General features: G+C 46.9%; 25 protein-coding genes, 1 tRNA gene and 1 rRNA gene. 13 read left to right on the top strand and 14 right to left on the bottom strand.

Annotation, left to right across the window (positions count from 1 at the left end):
- Positions 1-15: 15 nt before the first annotated feature.
- From rrf to L5M40_RS17695, 4 genes are all read left to right on the top strand, one after another.
- Positions 16-131, top strand: a 5S ribosomal RNA gene (gene rrf, locus L5M40_RS17710).
- A gap of 36 nt (positions 132-167) precedes the next feature.
- Positions 168-244, top strand: a tRNA-Asp gene (locus tag L5M40_RS17705).
- A gap of 379 nt (positions 245-623) precedes the next feature.
- Positions 624-1,136, top strand: coding sequence for a DUF1993 family protein (locus tag L5M40_RS17700; protein ID WP_063885021.1), 513 nt, complete (start codon positions 624-626; stop codon positions 1,134-1,136).
- A 411-nt stretch (positions 1,137-1,547) separates the two neighbouring features.
- On the top strand, positions 1,548-1,745 hold the full coding sequence (locus L5M40_RS17695; protein ID WP_006079715.1) for a hypothetical protein: 198 nt from the start codon (positions 1,548-1,550) through the stop codon (positions 1,743-1,745).
- Between the two features lie 97 nt (positions 1,746-1,842).
- Here L5M40_RS17695 and L5M40_RS17690 read toward each other — a convergent pair whose 3' ends face one another.
- From L5M40_RS17690 to L5M40_RS17660, 7 genes are all read right to left on the bottom strand, one after another.
- Complete coding sequence (locus L5M40_RS17690) at positions 1,843-2,319, bottom strand: GNAT family N-acetyltransferase (RefSeq protein WP_263174566.1); 477 nt, start codon at positions 2,317-2,319, stop codon at positions 1,843-1,845.
- Positions 2,320-2,418: 99 nt separating this feature from the next.
- A complete protein-coding gene (locus L5M40_RS17685) occupies positions 2,419-3,735 on the bottom strand; it encodes a sensor histidine kinase (protein ID WP_263177499.1) in 1,317 nt (438 codons plus the stop codon).
- Between the two features lie 4 nt (positions 3,736-3,739).
- On the bottom strand, positions 3,740-4,399 hold the full coding sequence (locus L5M40_RS17680; RefSeq protein WP_011787606.1) for a response regulator transcription factor: 660 nt from the start codon (positions 4,397-4,399) through the stop codon (positions 3,740-3,742).
- The gene (locus L5M40_RS17675) at positions 4,399-4,665 is read right to left on the bottom strand and encodes a PepSY domain-containing protein (RefSeq protein WP_173242639.1); all 267 of its coding nucleotides are present in this window, start codon (positions 4,663-4,665) and stop codon (positions 4,399-4,401) included. Before L5M40_RS17675 ends, L5M40_RS17680 begins: the two co-directional genes overlap by 1 nt.
- Positions 4,658-5,221, bottom strand: coding sequence for a diheme cytochrome c (locus L5M40_RS17670; RefSeq protein ID WP_263177498.1), 564 nt, complete (start codon positions 5,219-5,221; stop codon positions 4,658-4,660). Before L5M40_RS17670 ends, L5M40_RS17675 begins: the two co-directional genes overlap by 8 nt.
- A 90-nt stretch (positions 5,222-5,311) precedes the next feature.
- Positions 5,312-5,758 (bottom strand): DUF1924 domain-containing protein, encoded by a 447-nt coding sequence (locus tag L5M40_RS17665; RefSeq protein ID WP_263177497.1) that lies wholly within the window; start codon positions 5,756-5,758, stop codon positions 5,312-5,314.
- A gap of 53 nt (positions 5,759-5,811) precedes the next feature.
- Positions 5,812-6,399: a cytochrome b/b6 domain-containing protein gene (locus L5M40_RS17660; RefSeq protein ID WP_263177495.1), complete on the bottom strand. Its 588-nt coding sequence runs from the start codon at positions 6,397-6,399 to the stop codon at positions 5,812-5,814.
- 216 nt (positions 6,400-6,615) lie between these two features.
- On the opposite strand from L5M40_RS17660, the gene L5M40_RS17655 reads away from it, so the two are divergent.
- Together L5M40_RS17655 and L5M40_RS17650 are read left to right on the top strand one after the other, a co-directional pair.
- Positions 6,616-7,071 carry a DUF2809 domain-containing protein gene (locus tag L5M40_RS17655; protein WP_263177493.1) on the top strand — a complete coding sequence of 152 codons (456 nt, stop codon included), beginning with the start codon at positions 6,616-6,618 and terminating at the stop codon, positions 7,069-7,071.
- A gap of 84 nt (positions 7,072-7,155) precedes the next feature.
- Positions 7,156-7,659: a hypothetical protein gene (locus L5M40_RS17650; RefSeq protein ID WP_263177492.1), complete on the top strand. Its 504-nt coding sequence runs from the start codon at positions 7,156-7,158 to the stop codon at positions 7,657-7,659.
- 167 nt (positions 7,660-7,826) lie between these two features.
- Here L5M40_RS17650 and L5M40_RS17645 read toward each other — a convergent pair whose 3' ends face one another.
- On the bottom strand, positions 7,827-9,347 hold the full coding sequence (locus L5M40_RS17645; protein ID WP_263177490.1) for an aldehyde dehydrogenase family protein: 1,521 nt from the start codon (positions 9,345-9,347) through the stop codon (positions 7,827-7,829).
- A 381-nt stretch (positions 9,348-9,728) separates the two neighbouring features.
- On the opposite strand from L5M40_RS17645, the gene L5M40_RS17640 reads away from it, so the two are divergent.
- The 4 genes from L5M40_RS17640 to L5M40_RS17625 all read left to right on the top strand — a co-directional run bounded on the left by L5M40_RS17640 (position 9,729) and on the right by L5M40_RS17625 (position 15,283).
- Complete coding sequence (locus L5M40_RS17640) at positions 9,729-11,630, top strand: sigma-54-dependent Fis family transcriptional regulator (RefSeq protein WP_263177489.1); 1,902 nt, start codon at positions 9,729-9,731, stop codon at positions 11,628-11,630.
- Between the two features lie 282 nt (positions 11,631-11,912).
- Positions 11,913-13,433: a catalase gene (locus L5M40_RS17635; RefSeq protein ID WP_317629677.1), complete on the top strand. Its 1,521-nt coding sequence runs from the start codon at positions 11,913-11,915 to the stop codon at positions 13,431-13,433.
- Between the two features lie 177 nt (positions 13,434-13,610).
- Positions 13,611-14,129 carry an ankyrin repeat domain-containing protein gene (locus tag L5M40_RS17630; protein WP_105251059.1) on the top strand — a complete coding sequence of 173 codons (519 nt, stop codon included), beginning with the start codon at positions 13,611-13,613 and terminating at the stop codon, positions 14,127-14,129.
- Positions 14,130-14,302: 173 nt separating this feature from the next.
- Positions 14,303-15,283, top strand: a complete 981-nt coding sequence (locus tag L5M40_RS17625) for an MDR family oxidoreductase (protein ID WP_263256970.1) — start codon at positions 14,303-14,305, stop codon at positions 15,281-15,283.
- A gap of 97 nt (positions 15,284-15,380) precedes the next feature.
- Here L5M40_RS17625 and L5M40_RS17620 read toward each other — a convergent pair whose 3' ends face one another.
- Both L5M40_RS17620 and L5M40_RS17615 read right to left on the bottom strand, forming a co-directional pair.
- Positions 15,381-16,730, bottom strand: coding sequence for an ATP-binding protein (locus tag L5M40_RS17620; protein ID WP_263256971.1), 1,350 nt, complete (start codon positions 16,728-16,730; stop codon positions 15,381-15,383).
- Between the two features lie 14 nt (positions 16,731-16,744).
- Positions 16,745-17,431 (bottom strand): response regulator, encoded by a 687-nt coding sequence (locus tag L5M40_RS17615; protein ID WP_105251061.1) that lies wholly within the window; start codon positions 17,429-17,431, stop codon positions 16,745-16,747.
- Positions 17,432-17,715: 284 nt separating this feature from the next.
- Here L5M40_RS17615 and L5M40_RS17610 point away from each other — a divergent pair, with 284 nt between their 5' ends.
- From L5M40_RS17610 to L5M40_RS17600, 3 genes are all read left to right on the top strand, one after another.
- The gene (locus L5M40_RS17610) at positions 17,716-18,225 is read left to right on the top strand and encodes a Spy/CpxP family protein refolding chaperone (protein WP_113941370.1); all 510 of its coding nucleotides are present in this window, start codon (positions 17,716-17,718) and stop codon (positions 18,223-18,225) included.
- A gap of 51 nt (positions 18,226-18,276) precedes the next feature.
- Complete coding sequence (locus L5M40_RS17605) at positions 18,277-19,167, top strand: cation diffusion facilitator family transporter (protein WP_263177487.1); 891 nt, start codon at positions 18,277-18,279, stop codon at positions 19,165-19,167.
- A gap of 354 nt (positions 19,168-19,521) precedes the next feature.
- On the top strand, positions 19,522-20,079 hold the full coding sequence (locus L5M40_RS17600; protein WP_263201475.1) for a porin family protein: 558 nt from the start codon (positions 19,522-19,524) through the stop codon (positions 20,077-20,079).
- Between the two features lie 138 nt (positions 20,080-20,217).
- Here the strand turns inward: L5M40_RS17600 and glnG are convergent, their stop codons facing one another.
- The 4 genes from glnG to L5M40_RS17580 form a co-directional block, all read right to left on the bottom strand.
- Positions 20,218-21,630 carry a nitrogen regulation protein NR(I) gene (glnG, locus tag L5M40_RS17595; RefSeq protein ID WP_105251066.1) on the bottom strand — a complete coding sequence of 471 codons (1,413 nt, stop codon included), beginning with the start codon at positions 21,628-21,630 and terminating at the stop codon, positions 20,218-20,220.
- Between the two features lie 38 nt (positions 21,631-21,668).
- Positions 21,669-22,715, bottom strand: coding sequence for a nitrogen regulation protein NR(II) (gene glnL, locus L5M40_RS17590; RefSeq protein ID WP_263147879.1), 1,047 nt, complete (start codon positions 22,713-22,715; stop codon positions 21,669-21,671).
- A 153-nt stretch (positions 22,716-22,868) separates the two neighbouring features.
- Entirely contained in the window at positions 22,869-23,375 is a 507-nt protein-coding gene (locus L5M40_RS17585; protein WP_105251068.1) for a DUF4124 domain-containing protein, read from the bottom strand.
- Between the two features lie 204 nt (positions 23,376-23,579).
- A complete protein-coding gene (locus L5M40_RS17580) occupies positions 23,580-24,206 on the bottom strand; it encodes a glutathione S-transferase family protein (RefSeq protein ID WP_263174536.1) in 627 nt (208 codons plus the stop codon).
- Positions 24,207-24,236 lie beyond the last annotated feature (30 nt).

The raw sequence follows: 24,236 nt of genomic DNA, 5'->3' as shown, positions 1-24,236 counted from the left end.
AATAAGCAGAATTTGCTTGGTGACAATAGCCTTGTGGAACCACCTGATCCCATCCCGAACTCAGAAGTGAAACGCAAACGCGCCGATGGTAGTGTGGGGTCTCCCCATGTGAGAGTAGGTCATCGCCAAGCGCCTAATTTAGGTTAACGTGTAGACGTTAACCTAAAGGAGCGGTAGTTCAGTTGGTTAGAATACCGGCCTGTCACGCCGGGGGTCGCGGGTTCGAGTCCCGTCCGCTCCGCCAACATTAAGAGATAAGCCTCATCGAAAGATGAGGCTTTTTTCGTTATGGCGTTGTGGATAATTCGTGTCAGTGACGCACATGCTTCGAGCTCGAAGCACATGGTTATCGTCATACCCAGCCATCCCAATTCCTACGAGTGTACGTTATTGTTATTCGGATCAGTCCGAGATAATTTTAATCTCTTAGCTTGTAGCTGACGCTCTATCCCTACAGGTAACGTCTATCTTTTTCTTGTCCTAATTGACTTAATATCGTTTATATTGAAGTATTTATTATTAAGCAGATACTTAAATTCCAAGAATGATTGAAATTGAGTAATTTGCCCCAAGATCGTCTTAAGTGCTGCAGTTTTGTAGCGTCCATCAATGAGGTCTATGCCATGCTTTATGATTTAACGGTTGTACAATTTAGCAAGATGCTGAAAAATTTAAGCGTTATTCTTGAAAAAGGCGAATGCTTCGCAAACCTCAAGAAAGTTGATATGGCGGTTCTTTTAAACTCACGTTTAGCGCCGGATCAATTCAATCTTATTCGCCAAGTTCAAATTGCCTGCGATACTGCCAAAATTGGCGTAGCACGTTTGACTGATAACTTAGATACAGTGCCAAAGCATGATGATAGCGAGACGACGCTGGCTGAGTTGCAAGCGCGTATTAGCTCAGTTTTGGATTATTTAGCAACGTTTAAAGCGGATGATTTTGCTAATGCGGCCACGATCCATGTCTCACAACCACGATGGGAAGGAAAATATCTTACAGGTTATGAGTTTGCCATTGAGCATGCTATTCCGAACATTTACTTCCATGTAACAACAGCCTACGCGATTTTGCGCCACAACGGTGTTGAAATTGGCAAGAAAGATTACCTCGGCGCTATGCCATATAAGTCGTAAATCTAGGCTAGATGTAGTACTGTTGCGTAGCCTAATTGTTGCGCAGCAGCGTTTTGCCGCTTGAGCTTACCAACCTTTCTGCATTACCACCTGTTCTTTCTCTACCTATGTTATGCCGCTTTGTCGCTGGAAATTTAGGACTCGTTAGGGTTCTGTTACGCTGATGAAGTCAATCAATACTCAGTTTTTCATTTCGACCTTACGTCTCGATTATTTTTATCCTGTTAGCATGTGATTTAATTTTGTTGGCTTAGGTAAATGATATGGGCCGTAAGTTTATGAGTCGCCAAATTATCTATTACTTAAATAGTGAATGGCGAATTGACTCATTATAAAGATGACCTGTTTGTTCGTTTTGAACAGGGATTTACTGGAAGAGCCTATTTAAGGTTCTAATTAAAGGAGTTAGCTATGTCTATCGAATCTCAAGCCGTCGAGAGTCCAACTGATGCAACGACAACTAAGAGCAAGAAAGCAAAAAAAGCCGCCATTACTAGTGGTTTGCGCCTCAAAGACAAGTTGACCCAAGACACTCGCCGCCGAATTGAAATTCTGCACGAGCAACGCCAACTATCCAATCGTTTCGGTGTGGATATTGAAATTGACTAAAGCCATTGGCTTGTCGCTAAGTATTGGATATCACATTTAGATATTTAGCCCGCATGTACAGCTTCACGACGTCCGTCGTGGAGCTTGCTCTCTTAACTTAGTAACTTTGCTGACTCAATTTATACTCCATTATCGTGACCAACTCGCCCTTATAATCTTCCAGTGAAATAATTGACCAACCCAGCGATCGATAAAAATCGGCTTTATCTGCAGTAAATAAATAGATTTTCTGTAAACCAATCGCTCTAGCATGCTCAATGACGGCATTGACTAGCAACTTACCTAATCCTTTATTTCGATGGTCTGCATTCACATACACATTGGCGAGCCACGGGCTTAAGTCAGTTCGGCTGTCCATATCTGCGATGATCAATGAAGATGATCCCATCACTTGATTTGCCTGTTCGCAGATAAACATCTTGGGGATGGCGGCGTCAGTTAAATACTCGTTCATTTCCTCAATCAACGTAGTGACAGAAGCATCCGCAGAACTCAAATGTGCCCATGCTTGATGATGCCACTCCGCCAATTGTGGAATGTGCTGCGGGGCCGATTTTAGGTCGATAACTTTCATATAAATCTCTAGACTGATTGCTGAAAGGGGGAATGGGCAAATTATACCCTCTATTGGCTTGCATGAACTCAGTGGGCACAGGCCGAGTGAGTATACCGTTTAACTCGGGAGCGGCAGAAATACGCTGGCTTTAAGCCCGCCTTGTTTCGCATGGCTAAAACCGAGTTCGCCCTGATAACTGTCGACGATATCTTTGCAGATAGATAATCCTAAACCATGGCCCTGGATGCTTTCATCTAGCCGAATGCCGCGCTCAATGATAACGGACAGCGCGGCATCGGAGACGCCTTGGCCATCATCACTCACTTCTATCCCATAGCCTGTGGTTGGCACGTTTTGCTGACTGATATGGATCTCAATATTTTTGCGACCATGCTTGCAGGCATTATCCAGCAAGTTGCCTAAGAGTTCGAGTAAGTCATCCCGATCAAATGGCATTACTAAGCCGCTCGTGTAATGGCTATGAATAATGCGGTCTGGGTAAATGCGCTGCATTACTTTGATTAGCGGCGCAAGATCGTCATCGAGCACGGTATAACGCCCTGGAGTGGACAGGCCAACAATCTTAGTGCGCTTAAGCTCTCTCTCGATGATGTGGTGCAGGTTTGCGAGCACCTTGCTGCCCTCACTCCGCTGTTCTGGTGGAAGGCTTTCTAGGTAGGACTGCAGCCCTTGTAACGGACGTTTCATTTCGTGGGCTAAGTTACCCAAGGCATTACGGGAGCGTTGTACTCGCTGGCCCAATTGACTGACTAAACGATCTATCTCTTCGATCAGTGGGACTATCTCACTTGGCACTTGGTCAGGATTGATTTCTTGCCCTTGGGTGCGCATTTGCCGTATAGCTTCTGGCATCTGCTCTAAGGGTTTAAAACCGCGTTTAAGTAATTGATACTGTGCTATTAATAGAATGACAATCGTGAGCAACACGGCTGCGCTGGCAAAGGCTAAAAACTGCACTTGGGTTTGTTCAAGCGAGCTAATATCTTCTGTCACCCACAGGGTAACTAATTGATCATCTTTGATAACGGCCTGACTGAACATCAGCCAATGCTCTTTGCTGACAAACTCAGTGGCTTGGTGTTGCTCACCAGCGGTCAGTTTAGGCATGTTCACGTTATGGTCGAATAGGGAGCGTGAACGCAGAGTTTGCTCGCCGATTTGAATCGCAAAATAATGCCCAGAATTAACCCTGTGGTACACATTGGGCAAGCTGTCGGTGGTGAGCGCCCATGTGCCATCGGGATTATGATTCAGGGCGGAGATCAGGCTGTCGGCATCGTGTTGTAGACGCGAAGCGACAAAGTCTTGGGTTAATATTTGGATGCCTTGGTATAGAGAATACAATAACAGCACCATGGCAAAGGTGAGCGTGATCAGCAGATTGCGCGTCAGATAACCCTTGAGTGAATACACGCCTTTACTCCTTGAGTCGATAACCTTGACCGCGGCGGGTTTCGATATAATCCTTGCCTAAGCGTTGGCGCAGGCGGTTGACGTACACTTCGATGACATTGCTGTCTTTGATTTGATCTTCTTCGTAAATGCGTTCACTGAGCTCTGACTTAGAGACGATTTTGCTGGGATTGACCATTAAGTAATGCAGCAGACGATATTCAATCTTAGTCAGTTCTATCACTGCACCATCAACATTAGTGACAGCTTGTTTGTCGACATCGAGGGAGACGCCTGCATGCTGCAACACATTGTCGGCGCGGCCAAAGTGGCGGCGGATCAACACTTCGAGCCTTGCGAGTAGTTCTTCGATGTGAAAAGGCTTGCCGAGGTAATCATCGGCACCCGCCTTGAGGCCATCGACTCGCTCGTGCCAAGCATCGCGGGCGGTGAGGATCAGCACTGGCATGGCTAAGCCTTTTTGTCGCCATTGGCCGAGGACTTGTAGACCGGGTTTGCCGGGTAAACCGAGATCGAGGATCACGGCTTCGAAGTTTTCTTCTTCGCCTAAAAAGGCGCCATCAATACCGTTATCGGCGTGCTCGACGGTATAACCCGCCTTGTTAAGGGCGGGAATGAGGCGCGCGACCAGATCGGTATCATCTTCAATCAATAGCAAGCGCATCAGTCGACCTTTTCCTTTAGCCACTCGCCGGTTTTGGCGTCAATCTTGATTTCATACACTATGCCATCGTCACGAAGGATTTCGAGCTCGTAGATGATCCTTCCATGTTTTTGCTCGACTTCGAGATCGAGCAACCGTCCCTTTAGCCGTGATTCATAGCGTTGCATTATGGTGTCGAAGGGCAAAACTTTGCCCTCCTTAACCCACTCGACCACCTTGCTGGAAAGATCATCGTCGTGGGCATCAGTGCTTGGACTGCTAATCATCCCAGCGGCCAAAACCAGGAATATTAACGGTATCTTCATCGAATATGCCCTTCTCTGCGAGGTTGTGACAATTGCTGCATTGACTGAATGAGCCGACTTTGGGGTTATCTTGCACCATACGTCTGGGGATCTCATCGTGTTTGCCAATAAAAAATGCCTGTTCTGTGATCTTCTGCGGCCCAGAACCTACGAGCAGCGGCGTGCTGTTTTTCATCACCTTACCATTTTGCGCTGCATGTTGAACCAGATATTCCTCAATTCTAGCAGTGACTTGAGTATCTAGGCTGGCGTTGTCACCAAAGTGATTATCAAGATTTGCGGTAATGGCGCGCCACTTGTTGGCGGGGAGTAAATTGGCTGGATAAGCCATGTGGCAGCTACCACATTCTGCCGTGTATTCCGCATTCTGTGGAACGGCGCGGCTGAGCTCGCGGTCATCGTCCGCATAGCCTGTGCCGGTTAAGGTTAGGCTGACACCGATAACACCAATGGCTAATGCCGCAGCTGTGAGTGATGAACCTAAGATCCAGCTAATAGGGTGTGCTTGTTTAGTCATGACATCTTCCTTTTTGTGCCGTTACCTTCTGTGAAAGGTATTGACATTAATTGAGCTAATTGAATGAGTGATACGGTCGAAATTTGGCAGTTATTGCAGGCTTAACCAAAGTAAGGCATCGCCTTTTTCCTGCGGCGTGCAGTCGCGTTTAAAGGTCCAGTTACAGTTACGGCTAAACCATTTCTCGATTTTGGCTGAGTCGGTTAACCGATCTGCGGTAATCGACGGCGCCATAGGGTCAATGGTTTTACGGGTATTTTGGTGCATGCCCATGTCGGTGACTTTGGCGGTATGGCAACTGGCGCAGCTGCGACCGTCCATGTCCTGTAGCCAAAGCTTTTGTCCTGCGGCGGCGCTAAAGGGTCCTGCGCCTTGGGCTTGATAGCGTTGCAGTTGCGTGCCAATGCGCTCTGCGCTCAGTGGTAGGCTTTGCACTTTACTGTTGGCGGCGCTAACGCTAAGGCTAGTCAGCAGCAAGGTGGAAATCGCGGCAATGGCAAGGCGACTTTTATTCGTGTGTCTGGTTAATCTGTTCATAGGGCATTCCTTTTGGGCTGGATGTCTTCTTGCTAAGCAAAATGGCTAATGGATTAATCTTTTTGTTCCACTGGGCGTTGTTTCTTGCCCGTGACCATAGCTCTGATTAAGTTTTCTTTGTGCAATAGGCTGCTGACGATGACGCCGCCAACGTGGATGACCACAAGGAACACTGTGAAGTTGGCAAAGAATTCATGGACTTCTTTTATGGCGCCTTCGGGCCAAGTGGCGAAAAAGCTCGTGGCTAATGGGCCGTGTCCGTCGGTGGCGTACAGTGCCATGCCTGAGAATCCCGTGATGGCAATGCTAGCAATCAAGGCCACTATCATCATTGCCCCAGCGGGGTTATGGCCTATGTAGTCTTTGGCTTTGCCCGTGACGAGCCCTTTGAGGTACACCAGTACTTCTTTAGGGCGAGTGATAAAGTTGCTAAAGCGCGCATTGTGTGTGCCCATCACTCCCCACAGCAGGCGAAACACCAGTAAAATTAAGATGCTATAACCTGCGTAACTGTGGATGGTCATCCACTCGTCTTCGCCTTCAGTGAGGTAGGCTAAGGTAAAAAAACCGACGAGTGACCAATGGAATATGCGGATCAACAGGTCCCAGACTTTGATGGTTTGCAGTGTGTTTGATGACATGGTGTGACGCTCCTAAGTGGGTTTAGGTGTAGGCTACTTAACCCAAACTTAAACCTCGCTTAAATTTTGAGGCGCGAACATTTATCGAATTGATGGGGGTGAGTGATGCGCTTGCTCGTGTGGAGAGTCTTAAATGTCAACGAAAACTCACTTGTTAACCTATTGGTATTACGGTAAATTCTGCCATCTCAACCGAGTGAAGGGATTAACTTATTTATGTCTACCGCCGTTATTCGCGCTTTTATCAGCCGCAATCCGAGTTGTAAATCCTTTTGTATTTATGCCGTTTTACTCTTTTTGACTGAAGTCTTAATCGCCTTATATGCACCTGCGGGTTTTATTCGTGGTTTTGTGGGCGATGTATTGGTGGTGATCTTACTGTTTTGCATGGCGCGCGTTGTTGTACCCCCAGTAGCCAATCCGGTAGCCAATAGTACAGACGAGGGTATTAAACGCTTTTTTCAAACTCCTTGGCTGGCGTTTGCGGTATTGCTGTTTGCCTTTGCCATCGAGTTTGGCCAGTATTGGGGTTTAGTCGATAAGCTGGGCTTGGGTGGAAATCGATTGGCGCGGATAGTAATAGGTAGCCATTTTGATCCACTCGATCTCGTGGCGTATTTTGTCGGCTATTTGATCTTACTGGGCTGTTATTGGAAAAGCCGTCAGTCCTAGTGATTTGAGTTTGCAAGAGCCGCGTGACGTGTGTTTTCGCGGATAGGAATGCGAGATAGGTAGGCGAGATAAGTGGGGTAAGGGATGCAACCGATAACGGAGCTTTCACTGCTAACAGAGCATGCCGATGGGGTTGAGCCTCATCCACTGAAAATGCCTCTGTATTTTAATGGCCAACCTACTCACACTTTTATTGCAGGCCTAGTGATTGAAGGCCAATATCGCTGCGTTTTATCCAATAAAACCTTGGGGTATTTGGTCATCACTTCTTTCGATTGTCCCTTCGAAGAATCGACCGAGTTTAGTCTGCTTGATGAAGGGTTTAAGCTCATTGCGACAACCTCTTTGGCGCAAATGTACGATTCTTTTCTGCTTTATGCCCATTGGCCTATGACGGATAACCGACTGAGATTGCACTATTATGGTCAGTTTGTGCTGGATTTAGTGATGACAACGGGCAGTTCTTGGTTACCTTTTCAGCCAAAACTTAAACTGGTTGAAGTTATCGATCCCCAAAGCGATCCACAAACAGCCTCCTCTCTTGCTGAATTAGCTCAGCGTTTAGCGCGGATTGATAATATAAACTGAGTGAGGTTTGAATTAAATTCAGTTAAAAAAGAAAGGGCTATTCACCCTTTCATGTTTATCACTTGTATCGATTACTCATGCGGAAAGTTTAATAAGCTTGCTTGCAAAGACGTTTAAAAACCGAAATAAAAGCTTCCTCACATCAGCTTGTTTGAGCCCCAAAAACCTTAGAAGAAACCTAAAGGATTCACATCGTAACTCACCAAGAGATTCTTGGTATTTTGATAATGGTTGAGCATCATCTTATGGGTTTCGCGGCCGATGCCGGATTTTTTGTAACCACCAAAGGCGGCATGGGCAGGATAGGCATGGTAACAGTTAATCCACACGCGGCCAGCTTGAATGCCACGCCCCATACGTTGAGCCGTGTTCATATCACGCGTCCACACGCCAGCACCTAGGCCGTACTCAGTATCGTTCGCGATCGCTAAGGCTTCGGCTTCATCTTTAAAAGTGGTGACCGAAATGACGGGGCCGAAGATCTCCTCTTGGAAGATACGCATCTTATTGTGGCCTTTCATAATCGTCGGGCTGATGTAATAGCCTTCGCTTTGTCCGCCATCGAGTTGGCAAAGTGTGCCGCCCAATAGCACTTCTGCACCTTCAGCCTTACCTATGGCTAAGTAACTTAAGATTTTATCGAACTGCTCTTTAGAGGCTTGAGCGCCAACTTGAGTGTCGGTATCTAAGGGATCGCCTTGCTTAATGGTTTGCGCACGGGCGAGCACTTTTTCGATAAAGCGATCAAAAATCGACTCTTGGATTAACACTCGTGATGGGCAGGTACAGACTTCACCTTGGTTGAAGAAGGCCAGCAACATGCCTTCGACGGCCTTATTTAAATACTCGTCTTCATGGTCCATCACATCGGCAAAAAACACGTTAGGCGACTTACCGCCAAGCTCAACGGTTGATGGAATTAAGGATTCGGCGGCGCATTTTAAAATGTGATAGCCAATTTCGGTGGAGCCCGTAAAGGCCAATTTAGCGATGCGTTTGCTGGTGGCCAAAGCTTGTCCTGCTTCGGCGCCAAAGCCGTTGACTACGTTAAGAATACCCGCGGGTAATAGGTCTTCAATCAGTTCGAGCAAGACCAGAATCGAGACTGGCGTCTGCTCCGCAGGCTTGAGTACCACACAGTTACCCGCCGCTAGCGCAGGTGCGATTTTCCATGCGGCCATTAAGAGCGGAAAGTTCCAAGGAATGATCTGGCCGACCACGCCTAAAGGCTCTGGAAAGTGATAACTGACTGTGTTGCCATCGATATCGGCAGCGCTGCCTTCCTGTGCGCGGATACAACCCGCAAAGTAGCGGAAGTGATCGACGAATAAGGGCAAGTCGGCATTTAAGGTTTCACGCACCGCTTTACCGTTTTCCCAGGTTTCGGCAACGGCTAAGTATTCGAGATTTTGCTCGACGCGATCGGCAATGCGCAGTAACAGGTTTGAGCGCTCGGTGACTGAGGTCTTACCCCATGCTTCTTTGGCTGCGTGGGCGGCATCTAACGCTAATTCAATATCTTGTGCATCGGATCGCGGGATTTGGCAAAAGTTTTGGCCATTCACGGGGGAACGATTGTCGAAGTATTTGCCATTGACTGGGGCGACCCATTTTCCGCCGATAAAGTTGGCGTATTTTTCTTTGAAGTTAACGATTGCGCCTGCGGTTCTGGGTTGAGCATAAATCATAGAATCATTCCTTCTTGTGGATGGCATGCTGGGCGTTGGCGATTTTTACGCTCTTGGCTTCAGCAAGGGAGTCTTGTTGATGCATCTCTGCTGGATGCCTTTTTAAATATTTTTCGTTTTGCTTTAAGCCAATCCTATTGATTAGCTTAGTGTTCTCTTATGCAACACCTGAGGCTTGCATACCAAGGATGCATCGCAAGGAGAGTGCCAAACTGGCAGGAGTTGTACACTTGTTGTGCTAACAGTATGATGAAAAGCTAATTTTGCAGATTTGAATAAGTATGGGCACTCAGGGAGAGAAGTGTGTCCTGTGGTTACTTTGTCATTGAGTGGCACACAGCAATTGTGCCGAAACGGAACACAGCTCGGGGGAGCACAGCTATGACAGTTAAACCACATTTACCATCGACACAGGCGTGGCTTGCCGATTCGTGGCAGCGCAGCATTGGCGCTGGCTTGTCAGAATTTCAGTTACCCCAGGAGCTCAGGCTCGATGCTAGTGAACTAAAGCAGAAACATGAGCAATATCAAATGCTCATCGCATTAGTGCAATCCCATGCCTTGCCTTTGTTTAATCAGTTGATGGCGCATTCTAATAGCCGACTCTTGCTCAGCGATGCCGAGGGTTATGTGCTTAAGCATTGGGGCGTGAGTCGCTACTCCACAAAATTGGCGGATGTGGCTTTGGATATTGGGGTGAATTGGCTCGAGCAGCACAAGGGCACTAATGCGATAGGGACGGCGCTCACCGCCAAACAAGCGGTATCCGTGGTGGGTGAGCAGCATTTTATTCGCCAGAATCGTTTTATGAGTTGCACTGCTTGCCCGATATTTTCCCCCCAAGGTGAGATGCTCGGGGTGATTGATATCACCAGCGAGCAGCAAAGGCACACTCAGCAGACGCTGATGTTAGTGTCCAGTTTGGCGCAACAGGTCGAGACCGCGCTTTTGTGCCATCTGCCCGATAGTCATTATCGAATCGATTTAGCTGCGCAGCCAAACCTGTTGAATTCGGGTTGGCAGGGTATAGTGATTGCCGATAGCGATGGTCGCATTGTGGGGTGCAATCCCATGGCGAAACAATTGCTTAATCATGCTAAGGTGGGCGATACCGTCGAGCAGTACTTAGGCGATAATTGGAGCCGTGCGGGTGGTTTTAATCAGCATTTAGCCTTGCATCTACAGACTCAATCCTTAAATATTCCCAGCGCTAAGGGTCGAGTTGCGATTAGCAATAAATCGCTCAATCAGTTGGGGGTTAGGTTTCGCGATCCTCTATTAGAACGCGCTTGGCAACATGCCAATAAGGTGATCACCAAGCAAATTCCGCTGCTAGTGCTCGGAGAAACGGGCGTCGGTAAAGAGCAGTTTGTTAAAAAGCTCCATGCCCAGAGTGCGCGTCGCACCGAGCCTTTAGTGGCAGTGAACTGCGCCGCATTGCCCGCTGAATTAGTCGAATCTGAACTTTTTGGTTATCAGGCAGGCGCTTTTACTGGGGCGAATCGCACTGGATTTATCGGTAAAATTCGCCAAGCTCACGGCGGCTTTTTATTTTTAGATGAGATCGGTGAAATGCCGCTGGCGGCCCAGAGTCGTTTACTCAGAGTATTGCAAGAGCGCGAAGTGGTGCCCGTTGGCAGTAATCAAAGTTTTAAAGTCGATATCCAAATCATTGCCGCGACCCATATGGATTTAGAACAACAGGTGGCGCAAGGGCTGTTTCGACAGGATTTGTTCTATCGACTCAATGGCTTGCAGGTGCGTTTACCTGCGCTGCGTGAGCGGCAGGATATCGAGCGTATTATCCATAAATTGCATCGTAAACATCGTATCGCCGCGCAGGATATCTGCCCAGAACTGTTAGGGCAAATGATGCAATACGACTGGCTGGGGAATTTGCGTGAGCTGGATAACCTCATGCAAGTCGCTTGCTTGATGGCTGAAGGCGATGACACTTTAACTTGGCAGCATTTACCTGATTATCTGGCGGCCAAACTAACATGCGAGCCGTTAAAAGTAGGCCTGTTACAAGCAGCCCCCTTATTTGAAGAATTTAAGGAGGTAAGCCGTCAACATTCAGCATCACAGCTGCCAAGTGGTAAGTTCGCTGTGGAGCCGAATGTCACAAAGGTTCAATCGGATTCCCTAAATGAGGCGATTTATAGCAATGTGCTGCAGGCATTTCAGGCCTGTAATGGCAATGTGAGCCAATGCGCTAAGCGTTTAGGGATCAGCCGTAATGCCTTGTACCGGCGATTAAAACAGATGGGGCTTAAGGATTAATGCTAGCTTACGGCTCTTGTTGTGAAGCTCAATCAATCGTTAAATATCTCTTAATCACCCCACGTTTATCCACTTCGCAATAGACTAAAACCGAGAGGTTTTAGTCCACAATCTCTAGCTTCAGTATCTGACAATGTGACTTTTTGTTGTTGCCAATTTATGTCTAATAGGTTTTATTGATTCATATAATCGATAAAGATCGTTTCTTCTAATTACAAATTCAGAACTATACTGCGGGCAGGCAGAAAAGAGCTTGGCGTTATGCATAGAAGAGGAACTGTTATGCATCTTACTAAAAGCCTTTTAATTATTTCTATGGGTCTGATATTGAATGTACAGGCTCAAACTTTACCAACAAATACCCTGACACGTGACAATGGTGCACCTGTGGGTGATAACCAAAACTCGACCACAGCGGGCAGTAATGGCAGCGTGTTATTGCAAGATGTGCAGCTTATCCAGAAGCTACAACGCTTTGCCCGTGAACGTATTCCTGAGCGTGTCGTCCACGCCAGAGGCACTGGTGTCCATGGTGAGTTTGTATCGAGTGGCGATTTTAGTAACCTAACCCAAGCGGCACCCTTTGCACAAAAAGGTAAAGTGACGCCCGTATTTGTGCGCTTTTCTACCGTGATCCACTCAAAAGGTTCGCCAGAAACGCTGCGTGATCCCCGTGGGTTTGCGACCAAATTTTATTCGGACCAAGGTAACTGGGACTTAGTAGGTAATAACTTACCCGTATTCTTCATTCGCGATGCGATCAAGTTTCCTGACATGGTGCATTCACTCAAACCATCGCCAGTGACCAATATGCAAGATCCGAATCGTTTCTTCGATTTTTTCAGTCACGAAGCGGGTTCAACCCATATGTTGACTCAGGTTTACAGTAACTTAGGTGTACCTGCCAGTTATCGTGAAATGGACGGTTTCGGTGTGCATGCGTACAAATTTGTAAATCGAGATAACCAAGTTAAATATGTGAAATTTAACTGGAAGAGTCTGCAAGGTGTTAAAGGCTTACGTCCCGATGAAGTGGTTAAAGTCCAAGGACAAAACTTTAACCATTTAACCGATGATCTTTATAGTGAGATCAACAAGGGTAACTATCCTAAGTGGGATCTGTACGTTCAATTACTCAACCCGACTGAGCTTAATAAGTTTGATTACAACCCGTTAGACGCCACTAAGGTGTGGCTAGATGTGCCAGAACAAAAAGTGGGCACTATGACGCTGAACCGCATGCCTGCAAACTTCTTCCAAGAGACTGAGCAAGCGGCATTTGCGCCATCGAATTTGATCCCAGGGATTGAGCCTTCGGAAGACAGATTATTGCAAGGCCGCATGTTCTCCTACGCCGATACTCAGCTGTATCGACTCGGCGCGAATTTGTCGCAATTGCCGATTAATAAACCCTTAGTGGCGGTGGCAAACCACAACCAAGAAGGTGCGGGCAATATGGGGCATACCCAGTCCGATGTGAACTATCAACCGAGCGTACATTTAGCCTTGGCCGAAGATAATCGTTATCGTGCGGTAACAACTGCGCTGACGGGGACTGTGCAACAAACGGCTATTAGCAAGCAGGATAACTTTAGCCAAGCGGGCGTCTTTTATCGCAGCTTGAGCAAGCAAGATAGAGCAGATCTGATCACTAACTTGGCCGGTGACTTAGGCAAAGTGAACGATACCAATGTGAAACATCAGATGCTCAGTCACTTTTATCGTGCAGACCCAGAGTTTGGTGAGCGTTTAACCAAGGCCGTAAAGGGTGATCTGGCTGACGTTAAACAGCGTTCAATCTGATGTTGTTATTTTTAGGACTGTTTTGGTCGCAGAGATTTGCGCGTTAACAGTCCAAACCCAGTAAGTCCCGCAAGACGTAAACAAGCTCTTTTCTGCCCAGTTTAAGAGGGCGTCTTGCGGGCATTTCGTCACGTCTCATTGTTTAAATCTCTATTTTAGCTGTGCTGGGAGCCATTGATGAAACACACTATTGCTATCTTATTATTGATTATTGTGGCCCTGAGTATGTCGGTGGCAATGGGGGCGGGTTCGCTTCAAGCGCCATTGGTTACACCCGCAACTGTCAGTCAAACGGACGAGCCCGATACCGCACAAGTACAATTGCTGGTGGACTACTTTTTTGCTGCAGCGCGTACCGGCGATATCACAGTGCTTGAGCATTTTCTCGATGCGGGCTTCCCTATTGACCAGAGAAATAGTCAAACCTATACCGCGCTAATGGTGGCGGCCTATAACGGCCAAGAGGCTGCAACGGATTTATTGCTTGAGCATGGTGCTAATGCTTGTTTGCAAGATAAGCGTGGTAATACGGCAATGATGGGCGCAGTGATTAAGGCCGAATTCACTATCGTAAAGCGGCTATACGCGAAAGAATGCGATGCGAACCTAACGAATAATGCCGGAATGACCTTGACTGAGTTTGCCCGCTACTGGGGTCAAAGCGGCGCTTTACAGCAGGCGAGTTTAAAGCAATAAAGACGCTAGATCTTGCCATCTCTTGCGCTTGATCACTCTGGGTCATTATCTTTAATCTGTTTAGATCTCAGCATTTACTATTAGCAATAAGTCTGCTTGTTAATGATGTCTATGCCTTTTATGGTAACTTTTTGAATATCGTTTAATACGGTTTGGCCTTCGGAGAGCGATTTATGTTTGATGCCTTACTACTGACGCAAGAAGATAAACGTACGTTTGCTCAAGTTTCACAAATCACAGAAGCTGATTTGCCAGAAGGGGAAGTCTTGGTTGATGTCGCCTATTCCTCGCTGAATTATAAAGATGGTTTAGCTGTGACGGGTGCTGGCAAAATCATTCGTCAGTTTCCTATGGTACCAGGCATCGATTTTGCGGGCGTGGTGCGCGAATCGACGGATGCAAGATACCAAGTTGGCGATCAGGTGATTTTGACGGGCTGGGGCGTGGGCGAAAATCACTGGGGTGGAATGGCGCAAAAAGCGCGAGTTAAAGCCGACTGGCTGGTGCCCATGCCGCAAGGTTGTGATGCCGCTAAATCCATGATGATAGGCACGGCTGGGCTTACGGCGATGTTGTGCGTGCAAGCGCTGCAGCAGGCTGGGGTAACACCGCAAAGTGGGGATATTCTTGTTACAGGTGCCAGTGGTGGTGTGGGTTCTGTGGCGGTGACTTTGCTCGCCAATGCTGGCTATCGTGTGGTTGCCTGCAGTGGTCGGGTTGAACAGAATGCGCCTTTATTGAAGGAGCTTGGTGCCGCAGAAGTGATTGATCGCAGTGAGCTTGAACAAGATGCTAAGCCGCTTGAGGCGCAGCGCTGGGCGGGTGTGGTCGATACCGTTGGCAACAAGATCCTCGCCAAAGCATTAGCGCAAATGCAATACGGTGGTGCAGCCGCTATCTGTGGTTTAGCGGGCGGTTTTGCATTACCAACAACCGTTATGCCGTTTATTTTACGGGGTGTTAGCCTACTGGGAATCGACTCCGTTTCTTGTCCATTTGAGAAGCGAAAAGCGGCGTGGGAAGCTGTGATTAAAGCACTACCCGCACATTTTTATCAGCAAGCTTGCCAGCAGATATCACTGGCAGAGGTGCCTGATTTCGCGAATAAAATTATCCAAGGCCAAGTCACAGGGCGTGTATTAGTTAAGCTGTAATCTAGCTTCTTATACTTTAAAACGATGGTAACACTGAGGTGTTATCATCTACGACTATGCCATCCGTTTTACCAAGTTTACTTGTTCTTCATATCGGCTATTTCGGTAGTGTAATCGTCACTTTAAGGCCTGTTGGTATACGGTTCTCGGCTTTAATCTTACCTTTGTGGGCGGTAATCGCCGCTTCAGTGATTGCCAGCCCAAGTCCCCAGCCGCCACTTTCTCTTTGTCTTGCCGAGTCTGGGCGGTAGAAAGGTTTAAAAATGGCATCGAGTTCGGCGGCATCTATGCCTGGACCATCGTCTTTTATGGTAATTTGTACTTGATCAGCCGTCGCACTCGCCTGTAGGTGTATGTCGCTTGCGGCATAACGGATCGCGTTACGCAGCAGGTTTTCAATCGCGCGGGAAAGTGATTTAGGAAAATGCGCTAACTCAATGTCTTCATCGATATCGATAGTAATGCTTTTACCTTGCTGTTCTGCTTCAAATTCCGCATCGTCTAAAACTTGGCTCAGGGATTCTGCCAAGCCTAAATGTACCTTAGTTTCGTTAGTGCTGAGCTTGACCCGCGAGAGCTCTAACAATTCACTGATAAGCTTTTCGAGTTGCTCAGCTTCATAACCTATGCGTTCCGTTTCGGTGGTCTGCTGACCTTTTTTACGTGCGAGGGCTAGGGATAACTGTAGCCGCGTCAATGGGGTGCGTAGTTCATGGGAAATATCCCCCATGAGCCGCTGCTGATTATTCACCATAGCTTCGATGGAGTCGGCCATGCTGTTAAAAGCCGTGGCGAGCTGACCAATTTCATCGTTGCGCTGAGTGGTGGACTTATCGACTCGGTGACTTAAGTCGCCTTCTGCGAGGGCATTAGCACTCTTTTTAAGTGAATTTAATGCCTTACCTAAATGCCACGCGAGCAAGCCACATAATAATCCCGAAAGGAAAATCGCCAGGCTTAAGGTTAATAACTTATTATCGGCGAAGAAGAAAAACCAAGGCCGTGGATGGTTATCTGGTAGGCGACCATAAAGTGAATAGGTTTCAGCGCCCAGATTAAATTGATAGGGACCAAACACCAGCTCATCTTTAAACTGATGGCTAATCGGTTGTTTTTCTTCATCTGCCATCAGCATAAAGCTGCGTACACCGCGACTCACCCTATGGGTGTTGATCACTTGGCCTTGGCTGTTGACAAGATAGACCCGCAGAGGTTTGCCTTCCATATCTCTGTGTCTTTCCCAGCGCCGAAGAAAATCGGATTCCAGTAGGGCGGGGTTTTCTTGAATGCGCTTAGCTATCGTCGATAGGACTTTTTCAAGGTGAGGTGGCAGTGGCGCACGGTCGTGATTTTGTTGCAGCAATGGTAGCAGACCCACTAAGGCAATGATTAGCGAGCTGCAAAGCCAAAATCCGAGCAATAATTTGATAAATAAACGATTAGGCACAGTCGATACCGCCGTTATGGAAGCCAAATATAACCTTTGCCACGGATGGTTTTCACCCTTGGCCGACCATCGCTACGCTCGGGGAGTTTTTTACGTAGATTCGATAAATGCATGTCCAAGCTGCGATCGAAGGGCATGAGTTTTTTGCCGAGCACTTTCTCGTTTAACTCTTCCTTGTTCATCAACTCTCCAGCGTGCAGTGCTAGGGTGTGCAGCAGAGTGAATTCAGTGCCTGTGAGTATGATTAATTGCTCATTACAGTAAGCTTCTTGGCGCGATGGATCTAAGCGTAGATCGCCAAACTCTTGGGCGGGCGCGGCATGGATTTCTTGGGTTGTTAAGTTCGAACGACGAATAATGGCGCGGATACGGGCGATTAACTCTCTGTCATTAAACGGCTTTGGCAGATAATCATCGGCGCCGATTTCAAGCCCAACTACGCGATCGATTTCATCGCCGCGAGCGGTCAGCATTAATACTGGGGTTTGTTTATGTTGGCGCAGTGCGCGTAGCACTTCAAAACCGTTTAATTTAGGTAGCATGACATCGAGTAGGATCAGATCGTAATCTGCGGTCAGTGCCAGATCTAAACCTTGTTTACCGTCGTAGGCCAAGGTTAATTGAAACCCTTCTAACTCGAGCAGTTGCCCTAGTAGCTCAGATAACCCCAGATCGTCATCGATTAATAATATCCGACTCATACTGTTCCTTAATCTCTGTAATGTGGCCTCATGTGCCTGTTTATCATAGACACTTTTAGCGCTTTGGCTGAGTATACCTGTTTTGATGTCAATTGCTGTGTAGCAATGTAAGCCAAAGTAAAGAATAGAGTTATTGCCGCAACTTTACAGTGATTTACTCAGGCAACGCCCTCACTTACATATAGGGGTTTAGACTGGAAGGGTCGAAAGTGACTCGGCTTAAAAGGGTCGTCACTGTGTCTTATTAATTGCCATATTAAAGTTGAACCATCGAGGTTAACACTATGAAAACATTATCACCTTTGAAAGCGAGCCTGTTTGCCATTCTAGCGAGTTCTGCGGTTTTCGCGACGGCAGTTAATGCTGCACCTAAGGATGCTGGCTGCGACTTCTCTAAATCTGAATTCCATAAAGGCGACCGCATGGAACATGGCGGCCGACATATGGACCACGGTGGTATGCATCGTATGTTTGAAGGGCTCGATTTAACGGATGCCCAGAAAGCTGACGTCAAAAAGTTGTTTGCCGATCAGAAAGCCACGCGCGCTGATAATCGTCCAACGAAAGAGGAACGCTTGGCACATCGCACTGAGATGCAGGCCTTAATTACCGCGCCTAGTTTTGATGAAACACAAGCAAAGGCACTGATGAGTGCGCAGCAAGAGCAGCGTCAAACTCAAGCCATTGAACGTATGAAGCTGCATAATCAAATATTTAATCTGCTGACACCAGAGCAGCAAGCTAAGTTTAAAGCGAGATTTGAAGCACAAGCTGGTAAAGAACCTCGCGGTTAAGCGTCTTAGCTGATATACAATAGGGTCATAGCTTCTCAAGATAGATCCCTTATGACTCAAACTTCCCAATACGATTTTTGGGTCAAACTGGCTAGCCGCGCTTCCGTGGCTACCGCTTTGATCCTTATTCTTATCAAGATGTTCGCTTGGCTTTATTCCGGCTCTGCCAGTATGTTGGCATCTTTGACGGATTCCTTTGCCGATGCTCTCGCTTCTATTATCAATTTTATTGCCATTCGTTACGCGCTTGTGCCGCCGGATCATGACCACAGATATGGCCATGGTAAGGCTGAGCCGTTAGCGTCTCTAGCGCAATCCGCCTTTATTATGGGCTCTGCATTTTTATTACTGTTCTATGGTGGCGAGCGTCTATTAACACCTGTTCCGGTTGAAAATGCCACCATAGGTGTAGTTGTTTCTATCATAGCGATTGTGATGACGTTAGCTTTAGTCATGTTGCAGAAACGCGCATTAGCGGCGACAAAAAGTACTGTGGTTGAAGCTGATTCGCTGCACTATAAATCAGATTTATTCCTTAATGGTGCGGTATTGTTGGCATTAGTATTAGCGCAATACGGTTGGTGGTGGGCTGACGGTTTATTTGCGGTAATGATTGCATTTTATATTGGTCATCAAGCCTTTGGCTTAGGTTATCGCTCAATTCAAGCCTTGTTAGACAGAGAGCTAGACGAAGAAACTCGCCAGCAAATCACGCAAATCGCGATGGAAGATCCACGCGTGCAAGGGCTGCATGATTTACGCACTCGTCAAGCAGGCAAAACTGTTTTTATTCAATTTCATTTAGAACTCGATGGCAATTTGAGTTTGAATGAAGCCCACAGTATTGCCGATACAACAGGGAGAAGAGTCAAAGCCGCCTTCGAAGATGCCGAGGTGATTATTCACCAAGATCCGGTTAAACCTGATGTAAACGAAACATAAATTAAGGGCAAGCTATGGCATGGATGCAGAAGCAAAGTCACAGATGGGATCATTCCACTCGATTGATATGTTTGGATGTGAGAAGTCGTTCCCTCATCCGTTGGCTATATGCAAGTTTTATAGGATTGTTGCGGGTGCTAAGTTAAAATCGTTAGTTGTTTCAATTTAAAAAATAATACTTACAGTAAATATGGTTTTGTTACATAACGAATAACGATAACTTCCATTTTCCGACTCAAGCTGAATCAATGCTGTATGATTTGTATTTTGATAATTTAAACCATGACACTCCTGAATTGCTTATTGTAATATCCGCGCCATCTAATACTTTCGTTAAATCATTAGGGAATTATGATGAATAAATTATCAATTGTTGCTATCTCTTTATTATCAGCATTAGCGGCCACTCAAGTCTCTGCAGCAACCGACACTACTGGATTTTATGTGGGTGGTGCATTAAATAGAGTCACAGCTGATGCTTTTGATGGTTCAGAAACCGGTACTGGTGTAGGCGTATACGGTGGCTATAACTTCAATGAGTGGTTTGGTTTAGAAGCTAACCTGTTTGCCACTGGTGACTTAGGCGATAAGGATGTTGATATTAGTGCAGGTGCATTAAGCTTCACACCTAAATTTACTGCACAAATTAATGATATTTTTTCTGCCTATGCCAAAGTGGGTATCGCATCTATGGCAGTGAATGTTGATGGCTATGGTTACGATGAAGACTTTACTGGTTTTGGTTGGACTTACGGTGTAGGCGTTAATGCCGCCGTAACAGAACACTTAAATATCCGTGTAAGCTATGATGTCACTACGGGCGATTTAGATGCAGACCGTAGCTATTTAGGATTAAAAGATATAGACACTGATATTAAGCAATTCGCTGTAGGTGTGCATTATCAATTCTAATTTTTTAGATTTGGCATATTTAATTCATGCCAATGAAAATTAATTTCAAATAGAAAGGGATGTGAAGATATCCCTTTTTATTGTTTGATATGAATAAGCTTGTATTGATATAACGAGTAGTAACGTTATTTTATCTACTCAATCCATCGACAGTTCTTTTAATTTCCGCGTTAAGGTATTTCGTCCCCAGCCTAAACGTTTCGCCGCTTCCTGTTTATGGCCTTGAGTATGGCGCAGCGCCGTTTCTAGCAGTATGCGTTCGAATGCGGGCTGCACCTCAGTTAACAGATCGCTGTTTCCTTCCGAGAGTTTTTGATCTATCCACTCAGTCAGTGCCGATTGCCAATCTTGGCTGCCTTTCGCCGTGTGGGTGACACTCACAGGGTCTTTCAGTAATTCTGGCGGTAAATCTTGGGGTAAAATTTCTTGCCCCGATGCCATTACGGTTAACCAACGACAGGTGTTTTCGAGTTGTCGGACATTACCGGGCCAAGGTAATTGGGAGAGTTTTACCGCGGTTTCCTTGGTCATTATTTTAGTTTCTACGCCAATTTCCTTTGCTGCAGAGGCGAGAAAATGGGTGGCGAGCTGGGGAATGTCTTCCCGTCTTTGTGACAGTGGCGGCAAGTGCACGCGGATCACGTTGAGGCGATGGAACAAATCTTCCCTAAAGCCACCTTTTTGTACTAATAATTCAAGATCTTGGTGGGTCGCCGCTATGATACGCACATCGACTTGTACCGCATTATGACCACCGACGCGGTAGAACTGGCCATCGGCGAGCACTCTGAGTAACCGTGTTTGTACGTCTAACGGCATATCGCCTATTTCATCTAAAAAGAGCGTGCCACCGTTTGCTTGTTCGAAGCGACCTTGGCGGACATTGGCTGCGCCGGTGAAGGCACCTTTTTCGTGGCCGAATAGCTCTGATTCGATCAAATCCTTAGGGATCGCAGCCATGTTCAGCGCGATAAACGGCTTCTCTTTACGTGGGCTGTGCTTGTGTAACGCGCCAGCCACTAACTCTTTACCCGTTCCCGATTGACCATTGATCAGCACGCTGATCGATGAGCGTGAAAGCCTGCCTATGGCGCGAAACACTTCCTGCATCGCTGGCGCTTCACCTATGATTTCGGGTGTTTTGACTTGGGCTTCCTGCGCGGGTGCTGGGCTCTGTTCAGTGGCATGGGTAAGTGCGCGCTCAACCAGAGAGATAGCCTCATCGATGTCGAAGGGTTTAGGCAGATACTCAAATGCGCCCGCTTGATAGGCACTCACTGCACTGTCTAAGTCTGAGTGCGCTGTCATAATGATCACGGGAATATGGGGATAATGCACCTGCAATCGTTCGAGCAGGCTTAAACCGTCCGTGCCGGGCATACGGATGTCCGACACTATCACGTGCGGTTGCGATATTTCTAATGCCTGCCACAGGGATTCGGCGGCGGCAAAGCTGGCGGTGCTGAGCTTAGCACCTTGCAGTGCCTTTTCGAGTACCCAGCGTATCGAGCTGTCATCGTCGAGGATCCACACTTGTTCACTAATTCGCATCTTGCTTCCTCATACGGTATGGGTAGGTACTGTCGAAATTATTTAGCGCTTAAAATCGGTAATGAAATGATAAATTCTGTGTGCCCAGCGCTGGAGAGGCAATCGATTCTTCCCGAGTGTAAACGGGCAATATTATGGGCAATTGAGAGGCCTAAACCTGAACCTTGCTCACGGCTTGTCACCATTGGATAAAATAATGTGTCCATTAGCTCAGGTGGTATACCGGGGCCGTTGTCGATAATCGATAGGGTTAACACTAGCTTGTGGCGCTGTGAACCTATAGTGACTTGGTGTTGAGTGCGAGTGCGGATCAAAATCTCGCCCCCCGTATGCTCAAGTGCTTGCACCGCATTTTGTAAAATGTTCAGCACAGCTTGCTGCATTTGGTCAGGATCAATCTCGATATCGGGAATGGATGGATCGTAATCCCGTTTGAGCTGGATGTTAGCGGGCAGCGCCATTTCAACTAACTTATAGACCTTTTGCACCACTTGATGGATGTTGTGCAGACTGTGCTGTGTCGGCCTTTGGGGGCCGAGCAGACGGTCCACTAAATTACGCAGCCGATCGGCCTGCTCTATGATGAGCGTAGTGAATTCCTTCAGCGCCGGATCATCCAGCTCCCGCGATAACAACTGCGCCGCACCGCGAAGGCCGCCTAAAGGATTCTTGATTTCATGGGCTAAGTTGCGCACCAAAAACTGCGCCGCTTGTTGCTGTGCATCTTGACTCAGTTGCTGATGAATGCGTCTTTGTTGGTCAACTTGGCGCAGTTCGAGCAGGCTGAGCTCTGCCTCGTCATCGAGGGGAATAAGGGTTAAATCAACGGTATGATGTTGGCCATCGAGCGTGACTAGTGCTGCCGTATTGACCGTTAAGCCTTGGCCGGCTGTTACTGCATCCATTAATAGCTTGGCGTCGACACCGAGGATTTGATAGTGCTCAGGCAAAGTTTGTTCTACGAGTCTATGGCTACCAACACCTAATAATTGCTCTGCTGCTGCGTTGGCATAACAAGGCTTGAGATCCTTATCTATGACAAGTACAGCGGTAACTAAATGATTGAGCAGTGTCTCTTTATCCATCGACCGTTCCTAGAAATAGGGTTGCACCACTATGGTGCACCAATCTGGTGCAAGCTGCAACTTGTCTTCATCAAACGGTTTAGTCAGGAGGAGTTAATCTAACTTCATGTATTTAAAGTTTTTATACTAACTTTTACTATACAAATAGTGACATTAACGCTTAGCTGCTTGATGAAGAAATATCTTTCTTGGTGAACTTGATGCAAAGACTTTGCCGTTTTGAGTCAAAGCGTCAACGACTAAGGTATGTTCACCTCTGTCGATGTTTTTGAGTTTGAAGGTACCGCCAATTTGCGGCTGACCGACGGGGTTGCCATCGAGCTTGAGGGTCATCAAATACTGACTTTTTAGCTCTGGGGTGATAGTCGCAACGACGTCGAAATCGCCATTGTTATCTCTGACGGTTTCCTCTTCGGTTGGAGAGGTAATATTGACTTGATATTGAATAGATTCAATTGCTTGATTTGAGCTGTTTAAGTCTGTTTTGGGCAGAGGAAGGGCAATTTGATTTAAGGTCTTATCTTTTAGCTCAACGACTTGGGCATTTGGCTGCGGCTCATCGGAGTAATGGACTTTGCCATCTTTATCGACCCATTTATAAACAGTCGCTTGCGCTAACATGCTAAATAGCACTAAGCCGATGAGTGTGAGTGAACGCATGCTAAAGTCCCTGTAGCCTTGAGATAGAGTTAATCAAGATTAGTCTCTTTTACATCAAAAATCATGGTGTTTGTTGCGCTAAGTGGTTAAGGATGTCACCACAGAGAAGGTATAAAGTCGACAGAAAATGGGGAGGCAGAAACAGGGGTTAGTTAAAGTGGGTTAAGCTCGGGCACTAACATGTGCCCGAATTCGATCCATCAATTACAGGCTTGCATCGAGTTGTTTCTCGATCTCACTCGCTTTGACCCAAGCGGCATGTTGGGATAATTGAGTGGCATAGCGTTCAATGTGTTCAAATTTCGCGAGATCGCCACTGTTCGCCAGTAGCTCTACGACGAAGGACATCATGATATCCGCACCCGTGAGCTTGTCTGCAACAAGATAGGTTTTATCGGCCAACATATCATTGAAGTAATGGCTTATCTTACTGACTTCTATCGCCGCATAACCTTCAAGGAAATTGGTTTTACAACCGTCCTTTTGCACGAACATACGCAGTAACAAAGGCAGCATGGCTGAGCTTTCGGCAAAGTGTAGCCATTGCAGATAACTGACATAGTCTGGGCTGTCTCTGGCGGGGGCAAAGGTATCCGCCGCATATTTTTCAATCAGATATTCGGTGATCGCCCCCGATTCTGCTATCACTTGACCGTCCATTTCGATAACGGGTGATTTGCCTAACGGATGAATTTGCTTAAGTTCGGGTGGCGCGAGAAAAGTCTGGCTATCACGTTGATAACTCTTAATTTCATAGGGTTGACCGAGCTCCTCTAGCAACCAGATGATGCGTTTAGAGCGTGATTTATTGAGATGGTGCAAGGTGATCATGGGCTTTCCTTTGGACAGTGAGAGTACATT

This window comes from Shewanella sp. SM68, from assembly GCF_025653925.1.
GTDB lineage: Bacteria > Pseudomonadota > Gammaproteobacteria > Enterobacterales > Shewanellaceae > Shewanella > Shewanella oncorhynchi.
The sequence above is the reverse complement of the archived record's forward strand: the minus strand, read 5'-3'. Positions and strand labels throughout refer to the sequence as shown.